Source organism: Streptomyces antibioticus, from assembly GCF_002019855.1.
Taxonomy (GTDB): Bacteria; Actinomycetota; Actinomycetes; order Streptomycetales; family Streptomycetaceae; genus Streptomyces; species Streptomyces antibioticus_B.
The window spans coordinates 8,449,310-8,462,150 of sequence record NZ_CM007717.1; the positions used below are offsets into that span (position 1 = coordinate 8,449,310).

The window sequence follows — 12,841 nt, forward strand, 5'->3', positions numbered from 1 at the left end:
CCGGCGCCGCCCGCAGCCCCGGGGCGTCACGGGTGATCTCCGGGCCCACGGGCTTGCTCCGGCGCCCCACCCGACAGCCCTGAGTCCTGCCCAGCCCCGGCGCTCGCCCCCGCGGGCCCTCGACCCGGCACGTCCGGAGCAAAGATCCACGTATGGACTTCCTGTGGTCACGTTCCCGGCTGCTCGGTGTGGCCCGGTGGCTGCCTCGCCACTTCCGGCTCCTCCTCCGGCTCCTCCGCGGCCACGGCCAGGCCGCCCGGGTTACCGCAGCCGTGGAGCGGTCCGCCGGACAGTGCTCCCAGATCGGCCGCTGTCATCAGCCGCGGCCATCCACCCCGCTGCGCTACTTCCGGCACACGGCGGAAGAGTCCGGCCGTCTCGTCGGCATCGCCGACCGGCCAGCCGGCAGCGAAGCGGGAATGCGAGACCGCATTCGGCTGAAACATCGCATCCGCGCAGTTCTCACTGTACACACCGTTTTCACCGGGCTTCGCCGGCGCTGCTGCGGCGAAGCGAGCGGGATTCGGGTTGTGCTGGTTCCGGCCGTCGGAGTTGTCTGTGGCGGGACGAGACCGTGGATGAGGCACTCACCGCACTCTCCGGATCTCCCAGCCGTTCACATTCTGTCCCGGTCACCGCGCACCGCCGGTCGTACGGCGCGAGATGTTGCGGGCGGCCCTGGCGCGGCCTGCTCCCGCACGGGTTCCCGGCACAGAGGCGGTGGGTTGGGGAGGCGGGATCCCGCGGGTCCGTCAACTGTGCCGGCGGCGGCCGTACTTCGCCCGCTGTTGGGTCCCGGATCTATTCTGAGAAGGTCGGTGTAGACCTTCAAGGGGCGGACGGGCGGGTTTTCGTTGTGGGTGAGGACCGCGGTGCCGCCGCCTGGAGGTAGTAGGTGTGCAGGTCCTCGACGGTCAGGTTGCGGACCGAGGTCTGCTCGGTGTGGTGTTGGACGGCGGTGGTCTGGACCCAGGTGCCGGAACTGGTGTGCTGCCGGTGATCTGCCGTGAGGTCGCCGGCTTCCATCGTGAACCGTCGGCCGTGACCGCCGTGCGTAAGCTGCCGGCGGTCTACTCTGCGCAGGCGTAGGTGGAACCGGAGGCGCGATGGACCGTGTCTTCAGCTTCCCTGTCTGCTCCGCTCCGCTCGGGGGGTGCCCCTATGTCTTTGGTCAAGCTGGTCGGGTGTGAGTTCGGGGCGTCTGGAACGATGTGTCCGTGCATGCTGATGATCAGGTTGGTGAGGGTGTCTCCGCGGAGCTCCTGGTGTTCCTGCGGGGTGCTGTCGACGGCCGCCCGGTGAAGATCGGTGCTTCCGTGTGTGAGTGCGGCGGCCGGGTGTTCTTCGTGCTGGTCAATGCGTCCGGCGCGGAACGGGAGTGCTCTGGCTGCGGCAGCCGTGCGTTCATCGCGGACAGCGAGGAGTACTGGAACGAGGAGTCCTGGGAGGACGACGAGCCCGGTGCGGCCGGCTGCCCCTGCGGGAGCGAGGAGTTCGAGGCCGCGGTCGCGTTCTCACTTGGCGACGGCGGATCGGTCCGCTGGGTAACCGTGGGCCTGCGGTGCATCAAGGATGGATTCTGTGGGGTCTATGCCGACTGGAAGATCGACTACGGCCCGACGGATCACCTCCTGACCATGGTCTAGTGCTGTGACCGTATAGGTTCACCGGGTTGCTCGTTGTGTTGGTTGGAAGTGACGACGCTTCCAACCAGCAGGGGAGGCGGAATGGCACCGCCGGTCAGGGTCCGGAGGCTGACGGAGCAGGAAGGACAGAAGCTCCAGCAGATTGTGCGGCGGGGCAGCACGAACTCGGTGCGCTTCCGGCGGGCGATGATGCTGCTGGCCTCGGCCGGCGGCAGCACCGTCCCGGTCATCGCCCGTCTGGTCCAAGCGGACGAGGACACCGTCCGCGACGTGATCCACCGCTTCAACGAGATCGGGCTCGCATGCCTCAACCCTCAGTGGGCGGGAGGCCGTCCCCGCCTGCTGAGTCATGACGACGAGGACTTCGTCATCCAGACGGCCACCACCCGCCCCACCGCCGGCTCCTGCTGGGCCGAACATAGCCACCCCGACCGGCCGCCGGCCACCTACCGCCGCACCCACGGCATCACCTACTTCCACAGCTGCTACTCGGTCGGCGACGACAAGCTGTGGGGCATCAACCGGCGCCGCAAGGGCATCGACCACACCTGGGCCGCCCTGCGGTCGATCCGAGCCGCCCGCCCGGACGGCGCCCCGATCTACGTGATCCTCGACAACCTCTCCGCCCACCTGAACTGGAAGATCCGCAGGTGGGCGGCCCGGAACAAGGTCGAGCTGTGCTTCACACCCACCTACGCGTCCTGGGCCAACCCCATCGAGGCCCACTTCGGGCCGCTGCGGCAGTTCACCCTGGCCAACTCCCACCACCGCAACCACACCGTCCAGACCCGGGCCCTGCACGCCTATCTCCGCTGGCGCAACAAGAACGCCCGACACGCCGACGTGCTGGCCGCCCAGCGCCGCGAGCGCGCCCGCATCCGCAGCGAGAAGGGCATCCGCTGGGGCGGGCAGCCTCTCGCCGATGCGGCTTGACGGCCCGGCGACCCTGCCCGGCCGGGGCCTAGCAGTAGCCGTCCACCCTGCTGGCGACTGGAGCAAGGTTGGGCCAGGAATGCCCGGCTCTGTCGGAGGCAGCGGACCGCAGGAGGTCAAGAAGAGTGCGCCCCGGGTAACCCTGAAAACTCGCGTAGGTGCCGCGGTAGTAGCAACTCCAGTAGCTCACGACCCGCCGTTGAGTGCGCGCGAAGTAGGCCGGGTTGTCCACGATGAACTGCCCGTAAGCGAGATGGCCGCCGGTGCCGGGCGCGGCGAGATCACGGAGCTCATCGCAGATGACGATCAGGATCTCCAAGACGTACTCGCCGACCAGCTGCACGACGAAGGGGACGACCCACGGGTCCGTGGATCCAACGATCTTCTCCAGATGGCGTTGCCTGACCACCCCGTCGCAGTGCCTTGAGTAAAGGCAGTGGAGAAGCTGCCGTTGGCGCGAGGAAAGTGACGTCACCGCGTCGGCCGGCGGTTCGTCGTTGTAGAGGCGCTCGGGGATCAAGACCTGCTGGCCCTCCACAACGACCGAAAACGGCGCTGCCGGCAGGAGGCGAGAAGCAGGCATGACCGACGCTACTGCCTCGGCATCGCCTGCAAGCTCGGCTGGGAACGCCATGGTCAAAGGATCGCTTCTATCGGACCGCTGCACGAGCTGAGCATAGGCGGACGCCCCAGCCACAAGCCTGGCCCCCACCACCTCACGGCCACCCAACCCGGCGAACGTATGCGGTCAGAGCACTAGGTCTGCGGAGCGATCGCCCGGATGGTTTGTGGTTCGTAGAAGGTTCCGTCCCGGAGCATCGCGAAGAGGACATCTGCCCGGCGTCTGGTGAGGCAGAGCAGGGCCTGGCCTGCAGCTTGGCGAACAGCTCGCGGAGCTTGGGTTCGGTGTTGGGCAGGCGCTTGTCGAGGGCCTTCTTCCCGGCCGGGGTGACGGCGGTGGTGTGGTGTTCGCCCTTGCGGACGTCCAGGCCGAGGAAGACGTCAATGTCGCCGGTGTCGATCACGTGCAGGCCCTTCCATCACGCTTTCGTCCGGCCTTGCCTGGGCACCGAGCTGCCACACCCACGTTACGGAGAGCTCTTCCGGCTCGGGTGAAACCGGTGCTCAAGCCCCTCATCAGCGGTCCGTCGATGCCTCCGGACCCGGTGACACCACCCCCGGATCATCATCAACAAGGGGAGAAGTCATGCCGGCCCCGAAGGCCGGTAGCCCCATTGCGGAGCCACGAAGACGGTAACGGGGGGAACTTGCAAGGAGGGACTACGGCGGCTGGCACGGTGATGGGGTGGCTCCTGGTGGGCGCGCCTGCAGGGCGATGTGCGGGTTCGGCTGGGATGAGGCGCTCGTCAGGGACTGCATTCCTCGTCCATGTTCCGTGATTCACCTTGTTCAGCACGGAATTCGTCCAAGAGGGAGAAGAACGTCTCCATCGGCTGGGTGCCGGCTGCCTCGGCTGCTCGTTCGATCTCGACGGCCCAGCCCAGGGCGCTGGGGTAGGCCATGCCCAGCCGTTTCCACAGCCACTGGGAGAAGGGGCCGTCGTTCCCGAAGTCGAAATCTTCTTCGGTGTCATGGATGTCGGAGGCGATTGCGTAGCCGATGAGCATGGAGTACAGATGCTGAAGTGAGCTTCGGCGTACCCATATCCCGGGGCGGAGCCTCACCTCGTTGAGGAACTCGTTGACATTGCTGAGTTCTCTCGGCCTTCGCAGCCTTGGCCTGCCGGCCATCGGTTCAGTCACGCCTCAAGCGTAGTGACATGAGAGATCGTCTCAACTGGGGTGGCCGCAAGGTTAGGTGTTCGTGACGGCAATGATGGAATGTCTGGTGCCGGACGGGTTGGGGGAGTTGTTCCAGCGTGTGGCCCCAGCGGCTCCTGTGCGGCCGCAGGGCGTGGTGGCCGACGGCTCTCCGTTGCCGCGTGCGTGGCGCTTGATGTTGCGGGCGGCCCCGGCACGGCCTGCTCCCGCACGGGCCCCCGACATGGAGGCGGTGGGTTGGGGAGGCGGGTGCGACCCCGCGGATCCGTCAACTGCGCCGCCGACAGCCGTACTTCGTCCCCCGGCGCACCGCCACCGGCCGGCCCCGGCCCTGGCTCTGTCGGCGCGAGCCTGCGGCCCCGCGCCGGACCTTGACGGGCCGCTCACGACGGCAGACGCAGACATCATCGCCGTGGTACGCCACTGCCGGCGACGTACCGACACCCCAGCGCCGACACCCAGCGCCGCCCCGGACGGCGCTGGCACCTCAGCGCCCGGTGGTGGTCTGCCGTCGGCAGGGCACCTGGTACCAGGGCAGTGACGCCCCGGGTATCGGGGCGGTGAGGCGTCGGGGGTTGTCTTGACGGCCGGGAGGCCGTCGGCGTCTGCGGGCGCGGGACGGTCTCCGGCCCGGAGCAGGGGATCCGGACCGGGGGGTGGGGAGGGTTGGGGGCGGCGGCGGGGATGGTGCCGGTCTTCGCCGGCGGCACCGTGCCTCTCCTCGCGGGCCGTGTGGGTTGTGTGGGCGGGTTCAGGTCAGGGCGGTGGTCAGGAGGGTGAAGGCGGCGACGATGACGGTGACGCGGGCGTAGTGGTAGTGGTCCCAGCGGTTCATCTGCTCTTTCCAGTCCGTGGGCCGGTTCTGGGGGGTCCATGTTTTGCTCCGGTTGTTGATCGGGACGAGCAGCAGGAGCGACATGATCACGCTGACGGTCAGCAGTGCGGTGGCGGTGACGACGAGTGCGGTGCCGGGGCGGTCGTGTCCGGCGATGGCCCAGAGCGCGCTGAGGACGAGCGAGCCGGTGTACCAGAACGGCATGAGGGCGCCGAGGATGCGGCCTCCGTGGGCGCGGGCGAGCTGGCAGGCGTCCTCGGGGAGGGCGTTGAAGATCCGGTTCATGACGAAGGCGACGGAGAACTCCACTCCCACCATCAGGCCGACGGTCACGGTGGTGAACACCTCGAGTGCGGTGAGCATGATGACCCCTCCAGGGATCTAGCGATGCTAGATGATGAGGCAACGCTAGTACTGCTGCCGCTCGATTGTCTAGCGATGCTAGAATCCGGGGTATGTCGGTTCAGGAACGCAAGCAGCGCGAGCGGGCGGAACGCGAGCGCCTCATCGTGGCGACAGCCCGTGAACTTGCCGAGCAGCAGGGCTGGGACGCGGTCACCACCCGCCGCCTCGCCGAACGCATCGAGTACAGCCAGCCCGTCCTCTACAGCCACTTCCGCGGCAAACGCGAGATCATCGGCGCCGTCGCCCTCCAGGGCGCCGCCGAACTGGCCGCAGCCGTGCGCACCGCGACCGCCACCGCCAGCGGCCCTCGCGAACGGGTCACCGCGCTCGCCCGCACCTACCTCGACTACGCCGCACGCAACCCGGCGGTCTACGACGCCCTCTTCCAGCTCGACGGCGGCCTGGCCTACGCGCAGGAGGACACCCCGCAACCCCTGAAGGACGCCTTCGCCGCCCTGCTGGAAAGCCTGGGCGAGGTCGCCGGGAACGGTGTCCACCCGGCCCTGTTCACCGAGGTGTTCTGGGCATCCCTGCACGGCCTCGCGACCCTGACCCGGGCCGGACGGCTGCTGCCGCAGGACGCAGCCCACAGGGTGGAGCTCTTGGTGGACCGCCTCGCCGTGCTCTGACCCACCGCCCCGGCAAACACGCAGCCCCGCCCCCGCCCCCTGCCGCGCCAACGCTTCCGCTCACCGCCCCCACACAGCGCAGCCGCAGACCACCAGACCCCATCACCCCCGAGCCGACACCCGCTCCACAACCTGCGCCGCTCATCGACTGCGACCCGACACCCGCCCCGACGCCGCACCATGCCCGGCACCCTCGTCGTCCTCCTCAAGCCGGGCGGCCGTCCGGACCCGCAGGGGACGCAGACCCTCGCATGGCGGGCCGGCGGCGAAGCTGCAGCGGCCCGGGCAGTCGAGGCCGGAGTGCCTCAACGGGCAGACCCGGACCACGCCCTCCTCCAGGACGCCGTGTTCCCGCTCCCTGGGCAGCAGAGCCCGCACATGGCCGACGCCGACGTCGAGACAGTGGGCTGTCCGAACACGGCGGCGCTGAGAACCAGACCGAGCGCACCGGTCGGTCCCCGTCGCCGCGCTCTGCACGGCCTGCACGGTCTGCCCGCGCCTGCCGTGCCGCGGGCCAGCCTCCCCCGCCGACGGCACGGCACCAGCCTGCTGCCGATCCCGGGATCAATCCCGGCGGGAGGCCACCTCGACTTCGGCCGACAGGACCTCGCGGAGCCGCCGCCGGACGCCGGCCCCGTTCTAGTCGCACAGCCGGCGCCGACAGGTCATGCGGGAGCCGAAACCGACGCCCGCGGCAGGTACTCCCACTGCAAAGAGGGACACCGATACTCACTTACCCGGGTCGGGCCAAGCCGTCACCAGCGCACCCCGATCCGGAAAGCGGGGACCGCCGGCCGTCTCCCGGACGATCTCACCGTTGGGCCGGCACACCTGCTCGGGGGCGCCGTCACCGGTGTCGAACAGACAGCACACACCCCCGCTGCCGGCGGCGGGAGCGGTGAACACCGTCCTGACACCGGCCGACCGCGCGAACAGCCGGCTCGTCCCCGACGTCGCGGCCCAGCACTGCACCGACGGGTAACCAGGATGCAGAAGGGACACGGACCGGACCGTCACGTAGATGTACCCGACCCGGACCCGTCCGTCCGCCCCCGGCCCAGAGCCGCTTTGCTGCGCATAAGCACGCAAGGCATCATCGGCGTCGAACTTGAGGGACGTGTCGAGGTCGAGCGTGCTGCCCGTGGAGCAGTCGACCGGCCCGCTCCCGAATTGAGACGTGAACGGCAGGACGATCGGCTCACCGCCGGGCAGGGTGACCTCGAGCGGCGGCACGTCACGGCCTGGCGACGCCAGCCCGGCCAGCGCCCTGGCGACATTTCCAGGACGCAGAGAGATGTCGTAACCGTAGATCAGCCCCACTCGTCCCGCTGCCCTGGACAGAGCCGCACCCTCTCACGCCCCGCCCTGTGGACGCCCGTTGGTTTCGAGTGCACAACACGGTCATCGGCGGTTCCCCCCTGAGGCACCGCCGGCACACCAGGCACAAGGCGACATGGCGCAGGCGTCCACCAGTCCAAGGTGTCCCCTCGGACGCCGAGGCATTTGCGCCGGGGGGAGATCGTAAGACTCACCGACAGCCCGGGAGGGGCTCGGCTTGTCGGCCGTCACGGTGGCGCTGGGGGACGCTGGGGGAGGGAGGGGGAGACGTCGCGGCAGATGATGCTTGTCGTCCGAGCGGGAGAGACCGGATGATCGGCTCATGCCCATGAGCCGAGGCACCTTCGACGATGTCCCCTTGACCACGCTCTTCCCGCATCTGTCTGCTGCTGACCTGGAAAGCCTGGGACGTGCGGCCCGTGCTGTTGATACGGCCCGGGCCGCCGGAGAGATGGTGGAGTGGGAATGGGAACTGAACCATGCGGTCTTCCCCGACGGGCAGTCAGGGACGCCTGTGGTGCTGGGTATCGACGTGGTCGCGCACGACGACGGCGGTGACCAGTTGGAGTTCCTGCTGCAGGTGGTCTGGGCGGACAGAGGCCGGCTGGCAGTGGACGCGGCGGTGAATGTCGCCTGCTGGTGCGAGACCGACCATGGCACCCATGACGTTGATGCCCTCAGCCTGGTTGTGGACGAGGAGATCTCGTTGCCCGAGGCATTCGCAACAGCCGTTGAGCGTGTGACCGGATGGCTGGCCGATCCTCGCAACGCGGACTACTGGCGTGACCGAGCGGCCCTGCAGCCCCGCCGGCGTTGATCGCGCTGCGGGCTTCTCGGAGGGCTGCCTCCCCCTTTCACCGTGAGGCACCGGTGGCTGTCTTGTCAGCAAGCCCTGGTGTCTCGATAGAGGGGGAACGGGGGACGGTGACGGACAAACCCCTGCCACATAGTCCCGCCTGCCACTGCGCGCCCCGAGCGGAGGACTCGCCCCACCCCGGACGAGCGGGGCGAACTGAGAATGCGGGCGAGCAGGGGCCCCGGAGACCGAGGAACGTCCGGACGCCGACCGTCGCTGCACCTTCGCCGGCCCAGCGGAGGTGAGCCGTCGAGGACTCTTCACGGAGCGCGCCCCTTTTTCTGGACTACTCCGTTCCCGAGCATCACAGCATGTGCCGTTGCGGCCAGGGGTAACCAAGCTGACGAGCGAACTCCGGCGAGCCTCCGCAGACATCGGCAGCCAGGCGCGGGTCGAACGCCGTGAGTTCCTCCGCCAACTGCTGTGCCTGTGCCGCCGGATCGCCGCCGGAGACGTTCAGTGTCATCCGGAACTGGAGCCAGGGACGGTCCTCCTTGACGGCGGCTCCGCCCGGGTGGAAGAAGAAGAGATTGATCTGGTCCGGCTCCCAGAGCCAGGCAGACACGCTGGCAAGCTCACACTCCCAGCGCTCGAGCCAGGCGGTGCGCCGCCGAAGCTCCTCTTCGAGGAGACGGGCAACCGTCCTGGCCGGCCACTCCCAGGAGCGGTCCAATGTCGCGCGTTCGACCTCCGCATGGTACTGCTGAGCGTCAAATCTGAACTCCGGCAGGCCGACCTCAACAGCATCAGGGTTACGCCATGCCCCCCAGATGACCTGGTCGCCGTCACGGCGGATCGTGACATACAGAGCGCCACAGCATCCTTCAGTGCACGTTGCCTCTGCCAGGCGAACCTCGCGCGAAGACACGTCAGCACGAAGCGGCCCGTCAGGAAAGAGAAGGTGACGCGGGTCCTCGCACGGCCCGTCGTCGAACGCCTCAGCCACAATGTCCCGCCCTTCGATCCGTGGGCGTACTTCCACTGTGCTTCCACGCATCACCTGGTCGGGGACGACCACACTGAGGGCGAAGCTCTGCAGGTCACGGGTCACCGGACAATGGTCGGCCAGGGCCCCCGCGTTGTCATCAGCTTTCCTGCCGTCCCCGCCGGAAGCTCTGGCGCCGCTGAGAGCAGCACGATCACGTTCTATGAACCGGACCCAGACGACTGCCGTGCTGATGTGTATGCCGAGGATCCTGCTGAGGATGGAGGAGGGGAGGTCCGAAGTGAGGGACAGCACCGCCTTGTTCTTTGCCCGCCCGACAACAGTTCCGTGGGAGGTGAATCGATCCGTCAGCGGCGTCGCACCCACCCCCGCCAGCCGACTCCATGAGCGGCGAGTTGTATGAATTCGCCGGTGATGTGCTTGGCGCGCCTCGACTTCGTGTCCAGATGGAAGGCGCTGGGCTTCACCGCGGTGCCGTTTCCTGGCAGACCGCGGTACTCGAGTGCCAGGTGGGTCACTCTGCCCTCATCACTTCGCTCCGTGCCGCCACGGCGAAAGCACGCTTCGCGGCGGTGACCTGTTCCACGGCTGCGTCGACCGGCGCACGGCCACTTTCCATGCCATCAGCAGGACGCAGGGGGAAGCGGCGCGGGACGCCCACCGACCCGCAAGGCCTGGGGCACTTGCTGCCTCCAGGACAGCCTCTGGAACTTCGAGCCGAACAGCACCAAAGCAGGTGTCCATGAGAACCAGGGCCTGCCACGTCGCAGAGAAGGTTCTCTGACGATTCTTCCGGATGGGCACCCTGACAGTCGACGGCGGATACCAGTTCCTGCGGGGCACTGCGGCAGGCAGCCGTGAACGTCAGACACACGTCCCGGCAGTTCCGCCGGCATCACTCCCGCTCGCCAAGAGCCGTCCAATGAGTTACCTGCCGACGCATTGCCGCCGACGCGAAGGCACCGACAACGACGAAACCGAATGCCCCAACTGCTGCGCCCAGCAGCGTGGCCGTTGCCTGATCCATGAATTCCCCCTTGTGCCACCGACGTTGGCGTCCTTCATGCCCAGTCGAGCCCGAGGCCGGCGAGTCGCTGCCGTTTGTCGGCACTGAGCTTGGCGCGCCTGCTCCTGGCATTGCTCAAGAAGACTCCAAGCCGGACCTCGGTCCCGTCTTCCAGCCGCTCCACATGACCTCTGGGCACGGTCACTGTCCCGGTGCGTGCCTGATACTGGGCCAGGGCTGCCACCCCCCGCTCGAACCCCCCAGAAGAGGCCGTCGCTGGCGCTTGCCTCTCCGCCCCCGGGGGCAAGGGCATGATGCCGAGCTGTTCCAGGCGTTCCCGCTGCCCCGCGGACAGCCCCTGCCAGACGTCGTGTTGGCGCTGCTTGGCGAGCCATCGTCCGATGTCCATTCCGTGGATGGTGACGCCGGGCAGGACATCGGTGTGGCCGTCTTCGTCGCGCAGGAGTTCGCGCAGGGCGGCGTAGTGCCGCTGCCATTCGGCAGGCCATGACGGGTTCCAGTCCTCGTCCACCGCTTCCAGCGCAGCCCTCCTGTGATTCCGGGGTTCGTAGTTGGTGTGGTGTGGGTGGCTTGAGCTGGGGTGTTGTGGATTCGTTGATAACGATTCCGGCGCTTGCGGGACGCTGAAGGAAGTGGTGATGGGGCGTCTGGCCTGCGGTTGTTCGGGGTTTGTTGATAACGGTGGTGTGGTGTTGGTGATGGTGTTCGGTATCTAAAGAGCTGGTGCGGGTTTGTGCTGGTCAGCGGCTTGTTGCGTGGTCAGGGCTTGTGTGGGTGGGCCTACACCGGTGTCGGCTGGAGCGGGTTGCCGCCGGTCCAGTACAGGGCGGTGTCGATGTCGCGTGCGGTCCAGCCGTCGGCGTGTGCTCCGCAGTGGTGGAGGAGGTCGTCGAGGAGCTGGAGGTAGCGGCCGTAGCGTCCCGGTGCGGGGGTGAGGGGGAGGCGGAGGGTGTCGAGGGCGTGTTGGACGCGGCGGTCGTAGACGGCCATCCGCTGGGGTGTGGCTGCGGTCAGGATGGCGGAGGCGAGGGCGTCGCCGGTGCGGAAGCCGGGCAGTTCGGCGATGATGCCGCGTCCTGTGCGGGCGGCTTCGCTGCGGGTGAGGGTGGTGTCGCGGACGGCGGTGACGGCCCGTTCGGTGACGGCTCGTACGTGGGTGTCGGGCAGGGACATGAGGGCGGTCACCCAGCGGGTTTGTGCGGAGAGCCGTTTCCAGACGACGAGGGCTGCGATGTCCGTCTTGCCGAGGCTGCCGGAATGTTTGGTTCGCTGCGCGACGTCGTGGAGTACCTCGTCGTAGTGGGGTGAGACGTGGGCCAGGTAGCTGGCACGGGCGGGGACCAGGACGTCCCACACCCGGTCGCAGAGAGCGGCGAACTCCTCGCCAATTGGCGAATCCGTGGTCTTCTTCACGGCCTGATCATGCCGTTCTGGTGGGTTGGCGGGTGCGCGGGCGGCTTGCTTCTTCGGCGAGGTGGTCGAGCTGGATGGCTTCGAGAGATTTTTTGGTGATGCGTTCGGTGCCGTCGCAGATGGCGGTGATGGCGGCTTGGCGGATGAGGCGGGCGAGGCTTCCGATGCGGCCGGCGGTGCGCTGGTGGAGGTAGGTGGCGTGGCGGGGGAGCGTGCCGGGTGTGTGCTGGGTGAGGTCGAGGGCGGTTTCCATGTCGGTGATGAGGTCGGTGAAGGGCCGGCGGGTGCCGTGGCGGGCGGGGAGAGGGCCGCAGGTGATGAGGCTGGCGCGGCCAGCGAGTTGGGCGCCGCGTATGCCGCTGAACAGGGGTGTGGCGGCAACGTCGATGCCGCTGTAGACGAAGGTCGCTTTGATGCGTTCGGTGAGGTCTTTCAGCAGGTCGGCGGCTTCGGCGCCGGTGGTGGTGCGCGGGTTGAGGCGGTGGATCTCGTCGATGAGGACCAGGCGGACGCCGGCTTGGGTGTAGGTGTGGCAGACGGCGCTGGTGATCTGGACCTGGGTCATGCGGTTGGTGACGGGGATGCCGAGGTAGCGGGCGAATTCGATGGCGAGGGTCTTGGCGGTGGCGCCGGGCGGCACCAGCAGGTACGCGACCGGCACCTGCTCGTGGGCACGTCCGGGCGGGGCCGGGTTCTTGCGGGTGTGGGCAAGGTGGCAGGTGCGCCCGACTTCGAGGAGCGCGGTGGTTTTACCGGCTGCGGCGGGGCCGGTGACGATCAGTGAGGGGCGGGCGGTGGTCTGCTGGTGGCGGCCGAGCAGCATCAGGGTGCGGACCTGGGTGGCGAGGGTGTTGATGGCGGGGGTGCGGACGGTGACGAACGCGGAGTGGTAGGCGAGGCGTTCTTCCGCGCCACGGGGCGTATGGCCGGGCTGGGGCGGGGCGAGGGGCGGGGTGGTGGCGAAGTGCTGCCAGCCCTGCCAGGTGGTGATCGGCCACTCCGGCTCTGCCGCGTGCGTGCCGGGCAGCAGGG

14 protein-coding genes and 1 pseudogene are annotated in these 12,841 nt (G+C 68.4%); 4 read left to right on the forward strand and 11 right to left on the reverse strand.

Annotated features, from left to right (window positions below; translation table 11 throughout):
* Positions 1-167 precede the first annotated feature (167 nt).
* Positions 168-473: a hypothetical protein gene (locus AFM16_RS39210; protein WP_143648553.1), complete on the reverse strand. Its 306-nt coding sequence runs from the start codon at positions 471-473 to the stop codon at positions 168-170.
* 355 nt (positions 474-828) lie between these two features.
* Complete coding sequence (locus AFM16_RS38090; RefSeq protein ID WP_078636764.1) at positions 829-1,026, reverse strand: hypothetical protein; 198 nt, start codon at positions 1,024-1,026, stop codon at positions 829-831.
* 191 nt (positions 1,027-1,217) lie between these two features.
* Here AFM16_RS38090 and AFM16_RS38095 point away from each other — a divergent pair, with 191 nt between their 5' ends.
* Positions 1,218-1,646, forward strand: a complete 429-nt coding sequence (locus tag AFM16_RS38095; RefSeq protein ID WP_078637256.1) for a hypothetical protein — start codon at positions 1,218-1,220, stop codon at positions 1,644-1,646.
* An 81-nt stretch (positions 1,647-1,727) separates the two neighbouring features.
* The gene (locus tag AFM16_RS38100) at positions 1,728-2,579 is read left to right on the forward strand and encodes a helix-turn-helix domain-containing protein (protein ID WP_078636765.1); all 852 of its coding nucleotides are present in this window, start codon (positions 1,728-1,730) and stop codon (positions 2,577-2,579) included.
* Positions 2,580-2,607: 28 nt separating this feature from the next.
* Here the strand turns inward: AFM16_RS38100 and AFM16_RS38105 are convergent, their stop codons facing one another.
* From AFM16_RS38105 to AFM16_RS38120, 4 genes and pseudogenes are all read right to left on the reverse strand, one after another.
* Positions 2,608-3,213 carry a hypothetical protein gene (locus AFM16_RS38105; protein ID WP_078637257.1) on the reverse strand — a complete coding sequence of 202 codons (606 nt, stop codon included), beginning with the start codon at positions 3,211-3,213 and terminating at the stop codon, positions 2,608-2,610.
* A gap of 229 nt (positions 3,214-3,442) precedes the next feature.
* Positions 3,443-3,604 (reverse strand): annotated as a pseudogene (locus AFM16_RS38915) (IS110 family transposase); the annotation flags it as partial.
* Between the two features lie 342 nt (positions 3,605-3,946).
* The gene (locus AFM16_RS38115; RefSeq protein ID WP_245177929.1) at positions 3,947-4,342 is read right to left on the reverse strand and encodes a hypothetical protein; all 396 of its coding nucleotides are present in this window, start codon (positions 4,340-4,342) and stop codon (positions 3,947-3,949) included.
* Between the two features lie 769 nt (positions 4,343-5,111).
* The gene (locus AFM16_RS38120; RefSeq protein ID WP_078636768.1) at positions 5,112-5,558 is read right to left on the reverse strand and encodes an anthrone oxygenase family protein; all 447 of its coding nucleotides are present in this window, start codon (positions 5,556-5,558) and stop codon (positions 5,112-5,114) included.
* Between the two features lie 92 nt (positions 5,559-5,650).
* Between AFM16_RS38120 and AFM16_RS38125 the strand changes: the two genes are divergently transcribed.
* Complete coding sequence (locus tag AFM16_RS38125; RefSeq protein WP_078631452.1) at positions 5,651-6,229, forward strand: TetR/AcrR family transcriptional regulator; 579 nt, start codon at positions 5,651-5,653, stop codon at positions 6,227-6,229.
* A 729-nt stretch (positions 6,230-6,958) separates the two neighbouring features.
* Here AFM16_RS38125 and AFM16_RS38135 read toward each other — a convergent pair.
* On the reverse strand, positions 6,959-7,462 hold the full coding sequence (locus AFM16_RS38135) for a hypothetical protein (RefSeq protein ID WP_245177569.1): 504 nt from the start codon (positions 7,460-7,462) through the stop codon (positions 6,959-6,961).
* A 463-nt stretch (positions 7,463-7,925) separates the two neighbouring features.
* Here AFM16_RS38135 and AFM16_RS38140 point away from each other — a divergent pair, with 463 nt between their 5' ends.
* Entirely contained in the window at positions 7,926-8,384 is a 459-nt protein-coding gene (locus tag AFM16_RS38140) for a hypothetical protein (protein ID WP_245177568.1), read from the forward strand.
* A 343-nt stretch (positions 8,385-8,727) separates the two neighbouring features.
* Here AFM16_RS38140 and AFM16_RS38145 read toward each other — a convergent pair whose 3' ends face one another.
* From AFM16_RS38145 to AFM16_RS38160, 4 genes are all read right to left on the reverse strand, one after another.
* Positions 8,728-9,474, reverse strand: coding sequence for a hypothetical protein (locus AFM16_RS38145; RefSeq protein ID WP_179123230.1), 747 nt, complete (start codon positions 9,472-9,474; stop codon positions 8,728-8,730).
* Positions 9,475-10,430: 956 nt separating this feature from the next.
* Positions 10,431-10,907 carry a helicase associated domain-containing protein gene (locus tag AFM16_RS38150; RefSeq protein WP_306293460.1) on the reverse strand — a complete coding sequence of 159 codons (477 nt, stop codon included), beginning with the start codon at positions 10,905-10,907 and terminating at the stop codon, positions 10,431-10,433.
* 269 nt (positions 10,908-11,176) lie between these two features.
* Positions 11,177-11,809, reverse strand: coding sequence for a hypothetical protein (locus AFM16_RS38155; protein WP_078631448.1), 633 nt, complete (start codon positions 11,807-11,809; stop codon positions 11,177-11,179).
* Positions 11,810-11,816: 7 nt separating this feature from the next.
* Positions 11,817-12,800 (reverse strand): TniB family NTP-binding protein, encoded by a 984-nt coding sequence (locus tag AFM16_RS38160; RefSeq protein WP_078636770.1) that lies wholly within the window; start codon positions 12,798-12,800, stop codon positions 11,817-11,819.
* Positions 12,801-12,841 lie beyond the last annotated feature (41 nt).